General features: G+C 63.9%; 13 protein-coding genes. 9 read left to right on the top strand and 4 right to left on the bottom strand.

Going from position 1 to position 17,676, the window contains the following annotated elements; translation table 11 throughout:
* Window positions 1–160: 160 nt before the first annotated feature.
* Entirely contained in the window at window positions 161–4,000 is a 3,840-nt protein-coding gene (locus tag ACFPK0_RS03140; RefSeq protein ID WP_377338290.1) for a hypothetical protein, read from the bottom strand.
* 337 nt (window positions 4,001–4,337) lie between these two features.
* Here ACFPK0_RS03140 and ACFPK0_RS03135 point away from each other — a divergent pair, with 337 nt between their 5' ends.
* Window positions 4,338–4,829, top strand: a complete 492-nt coding sequence (locus ACFPK0_RS03135) for a hypothetical protein (protein ID WP_377338288.1) — start codon at window positions 4,338–4,340, stop codon at window positions 4,827–4,829.
* 43 nt (window positions 4,830–4,872) lie between these two features.
* Here ACFPK0_RS03135 and ACFPK0_RS03130 read toward each other — a convergent pair whose 3' ends face one another.
* Entirely contained in the window at window positions 4,873–7,554 is a 2,682-nt protein-coding gene (locus ACFPK0_RS03130) for a M1 family metallopeptidase (protein ID WP_377338286.1), read from the bottom strand.
* A gap of 187 nt (window positions 7,555–7,741) precedes the next feature.
* On the opposite strand from ACFPK0_RS03130, the gene oxyR reads away from it, so the two are divergent.
* The gene (gene oxyR / locus ACFPK0_RS03125; protein ID WP_056082091.1) at window positions 7,742–8,680 is read left to right on the top strand and encodes a DNA-binding transcriptional regulator OxyR; all 939 of its coding nucleotides are present in this window, start codon (window positions 7,742–7,744) and stop codon (window positions 8,678–8,680) included.
* Window positions 8,681–8,683: 3 nt separating this feature from the next.
* Complete coding sequence (locus ACFPK0_RS03120; protein ID WP_377338284.1) at window positions 8,684–9,277, top strand: hypothetical protein; 594 nt, start codon at window positions 8,684–8,686, stop codon at window positions 9,275–9,277.
* Between the two features lie 165 nt (window positions 9,278–9,442).
* Here ACFPK0_RS03120 and ACFPK0_RS03115 read toward each other — a convergent pair whose 3' ends face one another.
* Both ACFPK0_RS03115 and ACFPK0_RS03110 read right to left on the bottom strand, forming a co-directional pair.
* Complete coding sequence (locus ACFPK0_RS03115) at window positions 9,443–9,961, bottom strand: adenine phosphoribosyltransferase (protein WP_056082097.1); 519 nt, start codon at window positions 9,959–9,961, stop codon at window positions 9,443–9,445.
* A gap of 17 nt (window positions 9,962–9,978) precedes the next feature.
* On the bottom strand, window positions 9,979–10,257 hold the full coding sequence (locus tag ACFPK0_RS03110; protein ID WP_056082099.1) for a putative signal transducing protein: 279 nt from the start codon (window positions 10,255–10,257) through the stop codon (window positions 9,979–9,981).
* Window positions 10,258–10,361: 104 nt separating this feature from the next.
* Between ACFPK0_RS03110 and ACFPK0_RS03105 the strand changes: the two genes are divergently transcribed.
* The 6 genes from ACFPK0_RS03105 (at window position 10,362) to phnD (ending at window position 17,604) form a co-directional block, all read left to right on the top strand.
* Entirely contained in the window at window positions 10,362–12,113 is a 1,752-nt protein-coding gene (locus ACFPK0_RS03105; protein WP_377338281.1) for a glutamine--tRNA ligase/YqeY domain fusion protein, read from the top strand.
* Window positions 12,114–12,125: 12 nt separating this feature from the next.
* Window positions 12,126–12,686, top strand: a complete 561-nt coding sequence (locus tag ACFPK0_RS03100; protein WP_056606037.1) for a nucleoside deaminase — start codon at window positions 12,126–12,128, stop codon at window positions 12,684–12,686.
* On the top strand, window positions 12,683–13,387 hold the full coding sequence (locus ACFPK0_RS03095; RefSeq protein WP_056606039.1) for a TVP38/TMEM64 family protein: 705 nt from the start codon (window positions 12,683–12,685) through the stop codon (window positions 13,385–13,387). The genes ACFPK0_RS03100 and ACFPK0_RS03095 overlap by 4 nt, the downstream gene beginning before the upstream one ends.
* Window positions 13,388–13,586: 199 nt before the next feature.
* A complete protein-coding gene (locus ACFPK0_RS03090) occupies window positions 13,587–15,479 on the top strand; it encodes an ATP-binding response regulator (RefSeq protein ID WP_377338280.1) in 1,893 nt (630 codons plus the stop codon).
* Window positions 15,480–15,568: 89 nt separating this feature from the next.
* On the top strand, window positions 15,569–16,231 hold the full coding sequence (locus ACFPK0_RS03085) for a LuxR C-terminal-related transcriptional regulator (protein ID WP_056082113.1): 663 nt from the start codon (window positions 15,569–15,571) through the stop codon (window positions 16,229–16,231).
* 299 nt (window positions 16,232–16,530) lie between these two features.
* The gene (gene phnD / locus ACFPK0_RS03080) at window positions 16,531–17,604 is read left to right on the top strand and encodes a phosphate/phosphite/phosphonate ABC transporter substrate-binding protein (RefSeq protein WP_377338279.1); all 1,074 of its coding nucleotides are present in this window, start codon (window positions 16,531–16,533) and stop codon (window positions 17,602–17,604) included.
* Window positions 17,605–17,676 lie beyond the last annotated feature (72 nt).

Here is a 17,676-nt window from a genome sequence, read left to right as displayed (position 1 = left end):
ACCTCATCGAAAACCGGTTGGGGCGATTATCGCACCCACGTAGCGAGCGGAAGTCGTTAGGTGCGAGCGCTCGACAACATCCGCGTTCGACTCAGAGGGACGTCGTCTGTCTTCGGAAATCTGACGCTTCATGCCCAGATAGAAGGCAGTTAGAAGTCAATCACTCGAAACGCTGCTCGCGTTCGTTGTGTTCCGAAGCCTCGCGCTCGCGTTCTCTGCGAATCTCTTGCTCAAGTTGAGACAACTTAATTCTAACAAAATCCTGTACGTTAGGGTCCCGCTCATTGAGCAATTCCGCGAAGGCCTTTGAGCGACTATCGAGAATGGCGGCAAGTGACCCCGACCAACTGCTGGGATGTATGTCCTTAAATATAATTTCAACAATTGCCAGCTTGTCCGTTGCCGCTTCCAAAAGCGACTTGATATGTTCGCTGAGAACGATTCGCCTAGGATTATCATCGGATGCGTCGCCTGGATCACTCGGGCGGTATGCCTCCATCGCCTTGGCGACCTTAACGATACGATCTTGATCGTCACCACACCACGCCATAACTCGATTTAACGGAGCATCATTTAGGGTCGGCTCTTCCCTCCCAACACGGTGCTTGAATAGCGAAGCCGCGCAGAGATGTTCCTTCTCGCTGCCATCGAAAACGACACCTAGAAACAACTCTGGATATCTCTTCACCAGCAAGGTGATAATGTCGGTTAACTCAAAGGCGTAGAGACTGTATGCCTGGACACCTTTGCAGAGAAGATCAATGATCTCCCTTATTTCACTCTCAGGCGCTGAAGGGCTGAAAGCCTCCTCAAGAACGCGACCAATCTGATGCAAGTGGACTTGATTCGACTCCGCCCTGTGCACCGAGAGCAACCGACGAACAGCCTCCCTAGCAACTGTAAGCAGCTCATCACTCGGCGTGTACTCGTGGTCTTCCATTCCGAACAAGCGCATGGACAATATTTTAATTGTAGATAGGTAGCCACGATTCAATGCGTTTATTTTGGTAAGAATAGCTGCCAATTCGCCATCCGAAATCGCCTCGTGTATCCGGCCGTAGCCGAGCTGCTCGAAGCGCCACGCCTCGAGTTCGCCATCCATCGCAAGATCCAGCAGCCTCTCTGACACCCAGTGGATGACTGGGACTATTGCCAGGAGGCCGATCGCATAAGATTTTAGTTCAGGAACCCCCAGAGCATGCTCCAGAATCTGGCGCGCCTGAGGGGGGTCCGAGTCGTGGACTCCGCGGATGAAACCATCCAGCAGAAAGATATTGACTCGCTCAGATTGATGTCTTCGGAATGAGTCGACGAGGTGATCAAACATCGAAAGCTTGTCAGCAGCTCCCGCAGCCAACCCTCTCCCAAACCACGACAGGGATTGGACGGACGTCTCCCAAAGCTTGGCTCCCAAGCGATCAAGATACCCCAGCTCAGATGCCGCAAGCTCTCCAAGCTTGAACACTTTCTCGTATATCTCGTTCGTCCTCTCCTGAAATTCTTCGCCACGTAGTTCGATATGGTCCCATGCATCGACCAAGGCATAAGCCTCAATCTCGGAGAACATGTCTGATGGTGCAGTCAGTTTCTCGAGGGATTCAAGCCGCGCGAGCAATTCCGGAGCATGCCGAGGTCCATCGAAGTGAAGGGTTTTCTTGATGGAAATCCACATCTCCGGCCAATTACCATCATGCCGGTGATCTCGAATAATTTGCTCAAGCGCATCAAAGCATCCGGCAAAAGTCCACAACGAGCGAAAGTGGTCCGCCAACATCGACTTCGCCCAATCCCGGCTCTTCGGCTGGGGCGATTTCATGGAAGGCTGCAGCAACTGGATATAGCCAACGTACCAATCAATTTCTTCACCGCGAGTTTTTGGACACCACCCAGGCCCCCTCTTGCGTGCCCCGAAGTGAAGCGTACCGAATGAAGTCCAATGATGCGATTCAAACGCGGAACGCAGAAGTTCCCCTGCAATTTCCCTATGTCTGGGATCGCCGGAATCGAGCAACTTGCGAACAAAGGCCTGTCGCCGCTTAGGCGTGGCCTCGGTACCGGAAAGATGAAGCGAAAACAGCTGCCGCATCTGTCTGACAATGCTGTTGTTGTTTTCGCCCGCCTTCTCGGTTTCCGCAAACTTCAAGAGTATTTCCGTTGCGGAGTCGAAGGTTTCGTCATCGTAGGCAAGGTGGCATAAAAGCCAGACGAACCGCGTGAAGTTCCCATTTGCTCGCGAAGCAAATCCCGGCTCTATCGACGCCTGCTCGATAGCGCGAAGTACTACATCAGGGAAAACTGGTGCGACGTGATCAAGCACCACGAGGTACTTGTCGTTGCACGCGGCAATATTGCCCAAAGGTGCACCCGGCCGAACCCAGGTGAGAGCCAACTCCCGCGCCTGAGTGCAATCGTGCAAGTAGCCCAAACGATGGGCGCACGATTGGAACAGACGAAGGTTATCGTTGTTGAAAAGTTCCGCGTTGATATCTTCAGCCGGGATGTTCTGAAGTGCACGCTTGGCAAGCCGGTTGGCCAACGCATGAGGAAGAATCGCGCGCCAGTTTCCGCGTTGCTGCGCCAATTGACGTCGCAGAAGCTCTGCCTGGTCTCGATGTAGCGCCTGACGAGTTAAGCCGGCGATCGCTCCCAGGACGCTTAGTTCATCGTCACGTTCCGTGCGGGAGACATTAAAGGAATACACGAGCGCCAATGCCTCTGCGCCACGTAGTAGTTCTGGCGATTCGCCTTTTCGTTGAGCGAAAAGCCTACGAAAGAGATCCTCGTCCGAGAAGTTGGACAGCGTCTCGTCCGCCTGTACCCGACTGGCTAGTGCCAACGCGAGCCGCGCATTACCGCCAGCGAACTCGGCAATTCTGTTTGCACTGATGGGGCCCAAATCGGGAGCCCGTTTTTGAACCAACTTGGAGACAGCTTCTTCACTATTTGGCTCAAGATGGATGACTTGAGTTTCCTCAGGTTTGTCTTCCGAAATATCGTATTCGATGGTGAGAAGACGCAACTTCGCACCGCTCGCTGCAACCCGCTTCTGCAAACCTCGGTGCACATCCGGCGGGCAATTGTCCAAGATCAAATAAGAGGCCAAGCCGTTGGCGATCAGATACGTAACCAGCTCCGACGCTGTAGGGGAGAGATCGGTACCGAGATCGGCATAGATCACATCACTCGCAGGCAACGCCTCAAGGCCCACCTTGTCTTCAAAAAGCGCTTGCGCAAATCGGGTTTTCCCTACCCCCGAAAGCCCGGTGATCCGCACCGTACTTCCAGGCTCTCTAAGCCGGTCCCGAGCCAGTTTGATTCCGTCCGAAACAGGTCTGGGGTCCTTCGAAGAGGAATTCGCGTCTATGACGCAGGGATGGTCGTCGGCTAGAAATTCATCGTCTTGGTCGAGAGGAGTTGCCGCCCATCGACCGTAGGGCATCCAACCTGCTAGAGGCTTGCCCAAGCGCAAGCGCATCCAAAGCGCAACACTGGGATGCCTTCTCAACCAAGCTGAAAGACGGTCTCGACCATAAAAGTCCAAGTGCAGATCATCATTACCCTGAAGGGCAGCCACTGCCTTCTTCATCCCGCCCAAACGTTCGGACAGCATCTTGTCAGAGCAGTCATCCTTACCACTCACGATGATGTAGGCGCCCTTTTGTGACGCTAGGTTCTCGATGGCCGCCTTGGGTTTCCCTCCTTCTTGCATTTCATTTCGGCATGCCGACTTGCCCATCGAATGCTTCTTCACCTGAAACCCAGTATTCGCTCTGGGGACGAAGTTTGGATTTGGTATCTCAAAATTGCTCTTTACGTTGACGTCCAATCCACCATCCGCTGCTTCTTGGGCCCCGCCCCATGTGACGCACGAAGATTGAATGCCCTGCTGAATCAGCTCCGCCTCGCACAGACGGGCCACGAGGTTCCGCAGATCGCCGTCATTGAGGGATGAAATATCGGAGGCTTCTAGTTCAAAGAAGATCATCAGGCGAACACTCATTAGGTGTTTGGCATCAAACCAGAATATGGGCCAGAGTGCACTTTCAAGTACCCCTCCATGGCCGAAAGCGTCTGTCCAAGACATCGTTTCAGGTCAGTCACGAGCGGGTTTGAAGCAAGGCATCCACGCGCTTGCGGCGCCCAAGTTCCTTTCTCGTGACATGGCCAAGAGACAAGTGGCTCGATCGCCGTGATCGATCAACAGCTCTTCACCTTGAATCAGCAACAGCGTCGCGACTGAAGTCGCTCCTACAGTTGAAGGAGACCCGGTGGCGTGGCGGTTGATGGTTGATGGTTGAACGACGTATGGTCGCCGTCTCCCACCTATCGGTGCATCCATGGCAACGCCAAAGCCCTTCCCCCACGCGGGTTTCCTGCACGACCTGGAACAGGCGAGTGCGGCCATTCCGGTGATCACGGCCACGTCGCTCTCGCCATCACTGGCGCGCATCCTTCTCACCGCGGAAGGTGGCCCATCCGCGCCCGTCGTCGCTGACTTGATTGAACTGCTGAAAGCACGCAAGGCGGTGCTGCAGGCGTCGGTTGATGGCGAGCTGGTGGCCGATGCGTTGCGGCGTTATCAGAAATTCGCCAAGCCCGGTCAGCCATCGGCGCATATCGTGCAGTTGCGGCAGCAGCAGGGGGCGGCGCGGCAGGCGGGTAGTCAGGCGCGGCAGGCTTTCATCAAGGCGGCGGCAGCGTTCGTGCGGGCGGCGGGTATCGAGGTGCCGGCGCGGGTGGCGCTGGAGCGGTTTGTCATCGAATGGCTGGATGCCAATGTGCCGAAGGGGCCGCTGCCTCGCGATGAGGTGGCGGCCCCTTCGGGCTGAGGCGATACCGGCGCGCGTGGCGCCGGTATCGATGCAGGGTGGCTCAGCGCAGGATCGCGCTGGCGTCCTGCTTTTCCTTCAACGCGCTGCACAGCTCGATCTTCTCGCTGGTTTGCGCGAGGCCGCGGTCGACGCCGGCGGCGTCTTTCAGGCGCGGCTGGAAGAAAGCTTGCAGGCGGTCGACTTCGGCCTTGCTGCAACCGTCCTTGCCGGCCAGCGACGGCAGACGTCCGCCGGCGAAGCTGCCGGTCCGATCAAGGATCGGCTGGTAGTGCGCGGTGAACCACTGCCACAGGGCGTCGCGCTGGGCCGGCGTATCGCGGCCTTCCTTCAGCAGACGCGCCATTTCGCCCACCTTGACCGGCTTGGTCAGCGAGAAGTCGCGTACCTGCTCCAGCACGGCGGGGTCTTGTGCCATGGCCATGCCTTCGAGCATGCCGTTGCGCAGGGCCGGGTCGCTGGTTTTCGGCAGTTCGGCCATCAGCGCATCAACCGCGCTCTTGCCGTGTTGCTGCACCGCCACGCCCAACGCGTCACCCAGCAGATCGGGGTCGGCGGCGGCGAGGTTCAGGCGGCCATCGGCGCCCGGCTTGAGCGCCGCCTCGCCCTGCTTGAGCAGCGCGGCACGCACTTCGGGTAGCTTGAAATCGAGCGCGAGACTGCTGGCCAGGCTGCTGCGCAACAGCGAATCGCTCTCCGATTCGCCGGCCTTGCGCTGGTAGCCCAGCTGCTGCAAACGCGGCAAGTAGGCGGCCTTGATCCAGCCGGCAAGGCGGGCGCGCTGGGCGTCGGTGCTGGCCAGGTTCTGGTAGATCCACTGGATCTGGTCCAGCGGCGCGGTGGCGACTTCGCGGGTTTTGGAGGTTGTCAGCGGCTGCAGCGCGGTGAGCACGTCGCCGGCGTCCAGGTCGCCATGCTGGAAGCTGGCGTTGACGGCGTCGGCGTAGGCCAGCTGCTCGGCATCGCTGAGCTTGCCGACCTGGCCGACCAGGCTGCCCAGCGCCTGCTTGTCGAGGCTGAAGCGGTAGTAGCCGCTGGCGTTGGCGTTGGGCATCACCCAGGTCGACTTGCCGGCGCCGGCCAGCACCATCGAGCCGCTGGATTTGTCGAGCATCTCGCAGGCGACCTTGCTGCCGTCAGCCGTGCCATAGCGCACGCATACGGGCACGCCCCAAATGCGCTGCGCGTCGCCCGCGCTGCCCACCGGCAGGTAGCGGCTCTGGCTGAGGTGCAGCACGGTCTTGCCGTTCTGCTGCTCCAGTTTGGTGGCGATGTACGGCACGCCGGTCTGGTTGAGGAAGCTGTTGAACGCGTGCTTGAACGCGTCGCCCTTGCCCGCCGCGGTGGCGATGGCCGAGACCAGGTCGTCGGCCACGGCGTTGCCGAACTTGTGCTTCTGCACGTAGGCGCGCATGCCCTTCTGGAAGGTCTTCTCGCCCACGTAGTTCTCGAACATGCCGATGACGCTGGCGCCCTTCTCGTAGGTGATGCCGTCGAACGCGGTCTCGATGTCGCCGTTGCCGGTGATCGGCTGGCGGATCTTGCGCGCGCTGACCAGGCTGTCGTTGGCCATCGCCATCTGCGCGCCATCAACGCGATCGAGATCGGCGCGGTATTCGGGGTGCACCTGCATGGTGACTTTCTGCTGCATCCAGGTGGCGAAAGCCTCGTTGAGCCAGATGTCGTTCCACCAGTTCAGCGTGACGGTGTCGCCGCTCCACATATGCGCCAACTCATGCGCATTCACGTTGAACGAGGCGCGCACGTTTCTCGCGGGGGAATCCTTGTCCAGCAACAGCAGCCAGTCACGGAAGGTGACCAGGCCGGGGTTTTCCATGGCGCCGGCGGAGAAATCCGGCGCGGCCAGCAAATCGAGCTTGTCGAACGGGTAGCCGAAGCCGTAGTAGTTCTCCAGCGCGTGGATGATGCTGGGGGTTTCGCTCAGCACATGCTGCATGCGGTGCGCCTCGCCACTGGCGGCGATGCCGCGCAGTTGCAGCGGCTTGGCACGGTAGGCGTCGGGTGCGATATCCGGGCCGGCGGCGATGTCCCACGGGCCCACGGCGAAGGCCACGAGGTAGGTGGGCAGCGGCACGGTCTGCGCGAAGGTGACGGTCTTCCAGCCATCGCCGGCCGGCGTTTCCTTCACCTGCATGGTGTTGGCCACGGCGGTCTGCGACTCGGGCACGGTGAGGCTGATGTCGAACGGCGTCTTGAAGCCGGGCTGGTCGAAACCGGGGAAGGCGAAGCGCGCGCTGATCGGCTCCATCTGGGTAACGGTGTACGGCTTGCCCTTGGCGGCGACCTTGTACAGGCCCTGCAACTGCGCGTTGAGCGGCGCGGTGTACTCGAACGCCAGCGTGATTTCCTGCGGCTGCAGGGTGCGGCCGAAGTCCACGCGCACCACGCCGGCCTTGGGCTCCACGCTGACGTATTTGCCCGGCTGCGATTTGCCGCTGGCGTCGGTGACGGTCACCTTGGATACGTTCAACTCGCTGCCGTCCAGCCACACGTGGTCGGAGGCGCGAGTCAGCTTGACCTTGATCGTGGTGGTGCCGGAGAAATCCTTCTGCGTCGGGTCCACCTTGAACGCGAGGTTGTACGACTGCGGCACCGCCCAGTCGGGCAGCTGGCCCTGCGGCGCCTTGTCGACAGGAGCGGCCAGCGCGGCACCGCAACAGGCCGCCAACGCGGCCAACACCATGGGACGAACGAGACGGGACATCGGAACTTCCTGGGCAAAAAGCTCACGCTAGAGCGGGCCGCGGGTCCGGCCCAGTGCCATAGGGCACGTTGCTTCCTGCGCGAAACGGGCAACATCGCCGGCGCGTCGCACGCAAAACGCATTGTTCGAGCCGATGGATGGCGCCACAATCATAGGCATCAACTATGACGATGCCTGAAGGCCGCCAATGAACCTGCGTGATCTGCACTACCTGCTGGCCCTGGCCGAACACCGGCATTTCGGCCGCGCCGCGGAAGCCAGCTTCGTCAGCCAGCCCACCCTGTCCACCCAGATCAAGAAGCTGGAAGAGGAGTTGGGCGTGGCCCTGGTCGAACGCACGCCACGCAAGATCCTGCTGACCGAAACCGGCCGCGAGATCGCCCGCCGCGCCCGCGCCGTACTGGCCGAGGTGGAGGAGATCAAGGCGATCGCACAGCGCACCCGCGACCCGGAAGCGGGCACGCTGCGACTGGGGATTTTCCCCACGCTGGGGCCGTACCTGCTGCCGCACGTGATCCCGCTGCTGCGCGAGCGCTTCCCGCGGCTGGAGTTGCTGCTGACCGAGGAGAAGACCGAGCACGTGATCCACATGCTGCGCGAGGGCGCGCTGGACGCGGGCATCCTGGCGCTGCCGCTGCACGAGGACAGCCTGCACAGCGAGTTCCTGTTTGAGGAACCGTTCGTGCTGGCGGTGCCGGACCATCACCCGCTGGCCGGCCACAAGAACCGGCTGAAGCTGCACGACCTGGCCAACGAGAAACTGCTGCTGCTCGAAGACGGCCACTGCCTGCGCGACCAGGCGCTGGAGGTGTGCCAGCTGGCCGGCGCGGGCGAGAAAACCGGTTTCCGCGCCACCAGCCTGGAAACGCTGCGGCAGATGGTGGCGGCCAATGTCGGCATCACGTTGCTGCCCACGCTGGCCACCAAGCCGCCGATGGCGCGCACCGACAACGTGCACCTGATCGAATTCGCCGGCCATCCGCCCAGCCGGCGCATCGCGATGGTGTGGCGCAAGAGCTCGTCGATGGCGGGTTTCCTGCAGCGGTTGGCCGGCGTGTTCCAGAATCTGCCACCCGAGCTGTTCAAGCCCGACGTGGGCGCGCAACCGCGCGTGCAGGCGGACTGACCCATGCGCCTGCTGCCGGTGGTGGCGGTGGTGTTGATCGGCTGGGGCGGGCTGCACCATTGGCGGCACCGCGACGTGATCCAGCCGCCGGGCGTGCTGGCGCCCGATGCGCCGCACCAGGTGAACCTGACCGACGGCGCCAGCCTGCAACGCGACGGCATGACCCTGGCCACGCGGGCGTACATCGACCTCACCGCCCGCGTGCTGTCGCGTGAGGATTACACGTGGGACGCGGGCGCCAAGCTGGCGCCGACGGATCTGGCGCTGGGTTGGGGCCGCATGTCCGACAGCGCGGTGCTGGCGAGCTTCGACATCAGCCAATCCGGCCGTTTCTTCTACTGGCGCACGAAGACCTGGCCGATTCCCCGCAACGAGGTTGAGCTATCCACCGCCAACGTGCACATGATCCCTGCCGACGCCGGCGTGCGCGGCGCGTTGAAGCGCGTGCGCAAGGGCCAGCTGGTGCATATCGAAGGCTTTCTGGTGGACGCCAGCGGCCCCAACGGCTGGCGCTGGAAGACCTCGATGACGCGCGGCGATACCGGCGCCGGCGCCTGCGAACTGGTTTACGTGGAAAGCGTGCAGGTGGTCGACTGAGAGGTTGTGATTTTTCAACCTCTCAGGCCGGCCAGGGTTGGCCGGCCGCGGATCAGTCACGCAAGTGGCTGATTCGCGTGAGTACGTCCGGGCGTGTACCGGACGTGCGATAGAAGAAAACCACAGGAAGTGGTTTTCTTCACAGACTCTGAGCGACGCGACGCCTCAATAACGCAGCAGGCTGTGCAGCGGCTCGCGCGCCTGCCAGCGCAGACGCCCCTGCAATGCAGTCAGCTCCACTACCACGCAGGCGCCCACCGGCACCGCGTCGAAACGCTGCACCAGCGCCCATGCCGCCGCCAGCGTGCCGCCGGTGGCCAGCACGTCGTCCACCAGCAATACGCGCTCGCCCGGGCGCAACGCATCGCTGCGCACTTCCAGCTGATCGCGACCGTATTCGAGTTGATAGTCGATCGACAGCACCGGCGGCGGCAGCTTGCCGGGCTTGCGCAGCGGCACGAAACCGGCGCCCAGTTTCTGCGCCAGCGCCGCGCCGAAAATGAAACCGCGCGCCTCGATGCCGCACACCGCCTGCACGTCCAACTCCAGCCAGGGCTCGGCCAGCGCATCGATGCAACGGGCAAAGCCGCGCGCATCGGCAAGCAGCGGGGTGACATCGCGGAAGGTGACGCCGGGCTGCGGGAAATCCGCCACGTCGCGGATCAACGCGGCCAGTTCCGGCATGGATGCGGGCGCAGCCGTCATACCGCGCAGGCGCCCAGCGGATCGTCCAGCCCGCGGTCCTCATCGATGGCAAGACGGGCGTCGCTGAGGCAGGCCTCGACCTCGCGCACGATGGCGCTGGCTTCGGGCAGGCTCGATTCGGGCACCATCACCGCCATGAAATCCATCGCCGGCAGCTGGCCCACGCCACCGGTGAGGTATTCGCCAGCGATGAACGCGGGAATGCCCTGGGCCTCCAGCGCATCCTTCACCAGGTGGGCGTCGATGAGGTTCTCGGCTCGGTAGACGGTTTGCATGACCCCACGCTAACCCTCGCGCGCGCCGCGGGCAAGCACGCTGGGTGCGTCACGGGTGACAGGGTAAACTTGCATGTTTCCGCCCACGCACGCGAGCTTGCCCGATGTCGACCGAGAACCCCGCCAACCCGACGCCCGCCGTGCAGCACCAGGACTTCATCCGGCAGATCGTGCGCGACGACCTGGCCTCGGGCAAGCACGTCGCCATCCACACCCGTTTCCCGCCCGAGCCGAACGGCTACCTGCACATCGGCCACGCCAAGGCGATCTGCCTCAGCTTCGGTATCGCCAGGGAATTCAACGGCTGGTGCAACCTGCGCCTGGACGACACCAACCCGGGCAAGGAAGACCCGGAGTTTGTCGAGGGGATCAAGGACGACGTGCGCTGGTTGGGCTTCGAATGGCATGAGCTGCGCCACGCCTCGGATTACTTCGAGGTGTTCTACCGCGCCGCCTGCAAGCTGATCGAGGACGGCGTGGCCTACGTGGACGACCTCAATGCCGAGGAGATGCGCGAATACCGCGGCACCCTCACCGCCGCCGGCCGCAACTCGCCGCACCGCGAGCGCAGCGTCGAGGAAAACCTGGACCTGTTCCGCCGCATGCGCGCGGGCGAATTCGCCGATGGCAGCAAGACCCTGCGCGCGAAGATCGACATGGCCGCCGGCAACATCAACCTGCGCGACCCTGCGCTGTATCGCATCCGCAAGATCCCCCACCAGAACACCGGCGACGCCTGGCCGATCTACCCGATGTATGACATCGCGCACGCGCTGTCCGACGCGATGGAAGGCATCACCCACTCGCTGTGCACGCTGGAATTCGAGGATCACCGGCCGCTGTACGACTGGTGCGTGGACAAGGTCGATCTGCCGAACCATCCGGAACTGTGGGAGTCGGTGGTCGCCGCCGGCCTGCACGCGCAGCCGGCGAAGCCGCGACAGATCGAGTTCTCCCGGCTCAACCTCAGCTACTGCATCACCAGCAAGCGCAAGCTGGCGCAGTTGGTGGCCGACCATTACGTGGACGGCTGGGACGACCCGCGCATGAACACGCTGCGCGGCCTGCGCCGGCGCGGTTTCACCCCCGCCGGCCTGCGACTGCTGATCGACCGCGTCGGCGTGTCCAAGCAGAACAGCGTGATCGACTACGCCGTGCTGGAAGGCTGCATCCGCGAGGATCTGGACGCCACCGCCGCGCGCCGCATGGCCGTGCTGGAACCGCTGAAGCTGGTGCTGACCAACCTGCCCGAAGGCCATGAGGAAACGCTGAGCTTCCCGAACCATCCCAAGAACGAAAGCTTCGGCACGCGCCAGGTGCCGTTCTCGCGCGAGCTGTGGATCGAGCGCGAAGACTTTGCCGAAGTGCCGCCGAAGGGCTTCCACCGGCTGAAACCCGAGGGCGAAGTGCGCCTGCGCGGCGTGGGCATCGTGAAGTGCGAGCAGGTCATCAAGGACGCCGACGGCAACGTGGTCGAGCTGCACGGCACGCTGGATCCGGAAACCCGTTCTGGCCTGCCCGGTGCCGACCGCAAGGTGAAGGGCACCATCCACTGGGTCAGCGCGAAACACGCGGTGGCCGCCGAGGTGCGCGTCTACGACCGGCTGTTCAGCGTGGCCGCGCCAGACAGCGAGGACGACGGCAAGAGCTGGCTCGACCACGTCAACCCCGAGGCCAAGCGCGTGCTGCGCGGCTGGTTGGAGCCGGCGGCGGCGGACGTGGCGCCGGAGCAGCGCTTCCAGTTCGAGCGGCTGGGTTATTTCGTGGCCGACCGCGTCGACCATCGCGCCGATGCGCCGGTATTCAACCGCACCGTCACCCTGCGCGACACCTGGGCCAGGCAGGCCGGAAACTGACGGAGCGATCGCATGCTGCCGCTGCAGATCCATCTGACCCTGCCGCCCTGGATCGGTGACGTTGCCGACGTCAACCGGCGCTATGAAACCGACGAAGATCGCATGGCGCTGGCGGTGGCATTGGCGCGCGAGAACGTGGATCGCGGCGGTGGCGGGCCGTTCGGCGCGGCGGTGTTCAACAACCACAGCGGACGGCTGGTGGCCGTGGGCGTGAACCGCGTGGTGCCGCAGCACTGCTCGCTGGCGCACGCGGAAAACATGGCTCTGATGATCGCCCAGCAGCGGCTGGGGCGGCATCGCATCAACGAGGACGGCGGCCATTACGTGCTGGCCACCAGCGCGCAACCGTGCTGCCAGTGCTACGGCGCCATCGTGTGGGCCGGCATCAACACGCTGCTGATCGGCGCCCGCACCGAGGACGTCGAAAGCCTCACCGAATTCGATGAAGGCCCGCTGCCGGCCGACTGGGCCGGCGAACTGGAGCGCCGCGGCATCGCGGTGCGGCGCGACATCCTGCGCGACGCATCACGCGACATCCTGGCCGCCTACGGCCAAAGCGGCCCATCCTATTGAGCCGTTGGCGTGCCGCGCTGCCGCTGATCCTGCTGCTGCTGGCCGGCATCGTGCTGTTCGCGTCCGGCTCACTGAAGCAGCTCAGCCCGCACCAGTTGGTGGCCAACCAGGCTGAGCTGCATGCGCAGATCAGCGCGCATCCCTGGCTGAGCCGGCTCGCCTACATCGGCCTGCTGACGCTGACCATGGCCACCGGCATCCCCGGCACGATCGTGGTGATCCTGGCCGGCGGTTTTGCGTTTGGCGTGGTCGACGCCACGCTGTGTTCCTCCATCGGGCTGACGCTGGGTTCGCTGATCCTGTACCTGGCCAGCCGTTACGCCTTCGGCGGCGGCACCCGCCAGCCACCCGCCGTGGTGGCGCGGCTGCGCCACGGCTTTGAACAGCATCCGGCCAGCTACACCTTGTTCCTGCGTTTCGTGCCGGTGGTGCCGTTCGGCGCGGTCACCGTGGCGCTGGCCTGGCTGCGCTGCCCGCTGTGGCTGTTTCTGGGTGCCAGCTGGCTCGGTGGCACCGTCACGCTGATCTTCGAAACATCCATCGGCGCGGGTTTGGGCGATGCGCTGAGTCAGAGCGACTCCCTGGGTCTTGGCCTCTTCATGCATCGCGAAGTGCTGCTGCCGCTGGGCGCCATCGCGCTGCTGGCCTTGCTGCCGTTGCTGCTGGGGCGGCTCACGCGTCGGTACCGACGTTCGCATTGATCGTCGGCGCGCAACGCCGAACCGATCATTCGCGCTAGAACGGATGGCCGAGGCCATCGCCGGAAGCCGTACAGTCAGCGACCGTCTTTCGCGTTAGGCTGGCCGAGCAACGCCCGTTGCGGCGCGCCACGACGGCGTGGATCGGCGGGCATCGACGCGGCGCTGGCGGACCTGAAGCGACAATCGGGCGGTGACAGGCATGGGGAGCAGCAACTTCGCGATGCGCCTGTGGCGACGCACGTCGCTGATGCAGCGACTGGGCTTCGTCGCGCTGGTGCCCACCCTGGTCACCGCCGGGCTGCTGGTCACCACGCTGACGCGCCACCAGCTCGTCACGGTGCGCGTGATGGCTCAGGACACTGCCAACGCCATCGCGATCCAGGCAGCCGCCGTTTCCGCTGAACCGCTGCGCCAGTCGCACCGCCGGGAGCTGGCGCGCATTGCGCAGGCGACGGGTGACCTGCCGCATGTGTCGCTGGTACAGATCCGCTCGGTCGACGGCGAAATCCTGGCCGGCCACCACGATACGCGGGCCGGCGGCACCACCGGCGGCCTCACCGTCATTCGCGAAGTGATCGATCCGCACCGCCCGCTCGGCCCGTCGCTCGGCTCCGTATTGGTACGGGTCAGCCTGGCGGACGCGATCGCCGCCCAGCGATCGAGCCTGCACAACGCGCTGATCACGCTGGCGATCAGCCTGCTGGTGGCAGGCATCATCGGTTGGCAGGTCGCGCGCTGGTTGAGCGCGCCGCTGCGCCGGCTGGTGGCCGCCGTGCAGCAGCTTGGGCATGGCGACGCGCCGGTAGTCGTGGAGATCACCGATCGCACCGAGATCGGCCAGTTGCAACGCGGTTTCAACGCCGCGTCGGCCACGTTGTTCGACATGCATCGCGACATGGAGCGCGAGATCGACCAGGCCACCCGCGCGCTGGCGGACAAGAACGCCGCGCTGGAAGCGGCCAGTATCGCCAAGGCGCGCTTCCTGGCCGCCGCCTCGCACGATCTGCGCCAGCCGCTGTACGCGCTCACCCTGTTTTCATCCGCGCTGGCCGTGGACGAGGACGACGTCGTCCGGCTGGACCGCATCGCGCATATCCAGGAGTGCGTGCAGGCGCTCGACCACCTGTTCAGCGAGCTGCTCGATCTGTCGCGGCTGGAAACCGGCACGATGGAAGTGGAGATCAGCGAATTCCCGCTGGATCAGGTCTTCGATGAAGTCAGCCGCAATTTCCGCATGATCGCCGAGCAGCACGACCTGCGGCTGGTGATGCGCACCACGGATGTGTGGGTGCGCAGCGACCGCACCATGCTGGGCCGCATCCTCAACAACCTGGTCAGCAACGCGCTGCGCTACACCCCCGAGGGCGGCGTGCTGGTGGCCGCGCGCCGACGGCCCGGCAACCAGGTTCGGGTGGATGTGTGGGACACCGGCATCGGCATCGCGGCGGAGCACCAGGCGCGCGTGTTCGACGAGTTCTACCGCGTTGAGAATCATTGCGACGCGGCGCCCAGCGACGGCCCGCGGCGCGGCCTGGGGCTGGGCCTCTCCACCGTCCAGCGATTGGCGGAACTGATCGGCAGCGACGTGCAGTTGCACTCGCGCCCCCACCGCGGCAGCGTTTTCAGTTTCGTGTTGCCGGAAGTCGCACCGCAAGCGCACGCCGACACGTCGGCCGCCATGCCGCTGGATGTTTCGGGCATGCGCGTGCTGGTGGTGGATGACGAGCCGGCGATCCTGTCGGGCATCCGCTACCTGTTGCGCAGCTGGGGTTGCGACGTGGCCACCGCCGAAGACGGCGCCCAGGCACTGGATGCCGTGGAACCCTGGCGAACCGCACCGGACCTCGTGATTTCCGACCTGCACCTGCGCCATGGCGAGAGCGGCCTCGAGGTGCTCGCCTTGCTGGATGCGTACTACAAGCGCGAAGGAACGCGACCGTTCGCCCGCCTGCTGATCACCGGTGAAACACGCCGCGACCGACTGCAACCGATCTTGACGGCCAACATCCCCCTGCTCTACAAGCCGGTATCGCCCGCGCAATTGCGCGAAAGCCTGATGGCCGTCTGGGCGTCCATACAGGAAGTGACATGAAAGCCGCCTCCACGCCACTCCAAGCGACGACAACCACCCTCGGCCCTGATTGCCCGCGGCAATCGCCTCCACCTCCCGGAACACATGACATGCGCATATTGATCGCGGACGACCACCAGCTGATTGTCGAGGGAGCCAAGCTCAAGCTTGCCGAACTCGGCCCCGGCACCGAGTTCACGATCGCGCTGGATGTCGCCGAATTGCGCCTGGCACTGCACCAGGAATCGCCCCCCGCACTGGCACTGATCGACCTGACCATGCCCGGCGTGCATGGACGCGAGCATCTGGCCGAAGTAATCGCCGCGTGGCCCGGTGTGCCGGTGATCGTGTTGTCCGGCGCCGAGAGCCCGGCGCTGATCCGCGAGCTGCTGGCGATGGGCGTGCAGGGTTTCATCCCCAAGGCCTACTCCGCCGACGTCATGCTGTCGGCGGTGCGGCTGGTGCTTTCCGGCGGCGTCTACATCCCGCCGATGATGTTGCAGGCCGACGAACCGCTGGCGCCATCGCCGCCATCCACCACGGGGGACGGTGCCGCCGCACGACTGGAAGATCGCCTGCACCAACTGCTGACCGAACGTCAGCTCGACGTGTTGCGACTGCTGTCCACGGGCAAGCCGAACAAGGTCATCGCCAGTGATCTTGGCATCAGCGAAGGCACCGTGAAGATCCATCTGGCGGCGATCTTCCGCGCACTCAACGTGCGCAACCGGGTGGAGGCCGTGGTCGCTTCACGCCGCATCGGCGAGGTTTGACGGAGCCGCCCACGGCTTTCCCGCAAGCACCGACCCCTCTCCTCTCTCCCCAAGGGGAGAGGAGGTCAAAGTGTCCTCGGACTTCTCCGTTTACCGGAGGCCTGACAAGGCAACCCACCAAACCGCAAAACCGGAAGAAACCGTAATACCCTCTCCCCTGCGGGGAGAGGGTAGGGAGAGGGGACACGCCGCGGAATAATCCCATCGAAGCGCTCGTCATAACACCACGCCGCTTGTATTTCCTCCCCGCCAGCCCGCAGACTCGACCGCAGGGGGACAAGGATGGCAGGGGACGAAAGGTGCAGGACATACACCACACGACATCCATCCTGGCGACGCACCGCCGGGTACCGGCCCGCCGCTGGGGGTTGCTTGCGAAGGCGCTGCTCCTGCTCGCGCTGACCGGCGCCGTGCCGGCGACGGCGGCTCTGCGCGGACCACCCGTGCCCACCCCGGCACCACTCACGTTCGGCATCCTGCCCATTGGCGGCCCGGCCGAATCGCTGACCGCCTGGCGCCCGATGCTGGACGACATGGAACATGCCCTGCGGCAACCCGTCCGCAGCATTTCCGTGAGCACCTACGAAGGCCTGGCGCAGGCGTTGAACGAGGAGCGGGTGGATATTGCGTTCGTCTCCGGCCGCCTCGCGCTGCAGGCCGTCACGCAGGACCGCATGCAGGTGATCGCCCAGTTGACCCGCGGTGACGGTTCGCACGGCTACAACGCCGTTCTGCTGGTCCGCCGCGACTCCCCGCTGCACAGCGTGGCCGACTTGCTGCGCAAACCCGGCCACTGGCGCTACGCCCGTGGCGAGGCGCTGTCGGTATCGGGCTATCTGGTTCCCGAGACCCAGATCTTCGCCAGCCGCAACCTGGACTCGGACACGTTTTTCGCCACCGTCGCGATCGACAACCACCAGAACAACGCGCTGGCCGTTGCCAATGGCGAAGTCGATGTGGCGACCAACAATACCGCCGACATGCAGCGCTTCGCCCAGCACTTCCCCGACCAGTTTTCCCGGCTGCGCGTCCTGTGGACGTCCACCCTGATTCCACACGCGGTGATCGTGGTTCGCCGCGATCTCGACCCGGCCGTGCGCCGGGCCATCGTCACCTTTGTGACCAGCTATGCCCGCACAGGCCCCCATGTCGCCGCCGAACTGGAGAAGCTCAAGCGGATCCACGACATCAGCGGCTTCGCGCCAGCCAGCAACAGCGCGCTGGCACCCTTTGCCGACATCGACTACCAGCTGGATCGCCGCCGCGCACTCAACGCCCAATGGGTGAGCCCGGCAGCCTTGCAGGCGCGCCTGGAAAAGATAGCCAGCGATCACCGTCAATTGTTGCAGCAACTGCGCGCGAACAAGCCGTAAGCCCCAACACCGAGCGCCACGGCGCCGATGCAGGAAGTGACAAACAGGCCGCAAAAAAAACCCGCTCGGCTT

It is taken from the genome of Rhodanobacter ginsenosidimutans (genome assembly GCF_042655685.1).
GTDB classification, from domain to species: domain Bacteria; phylum Pseudomonadota; class Gammaproteobacteria; order Xanthomonadales; family Rhodanobacteraceae; genus Rhodanobacter; species Rhodanobacter ginsenosidimutans.
This window is presented reverse-complemented; position numbering and strand designations above follow the sequence as displayed.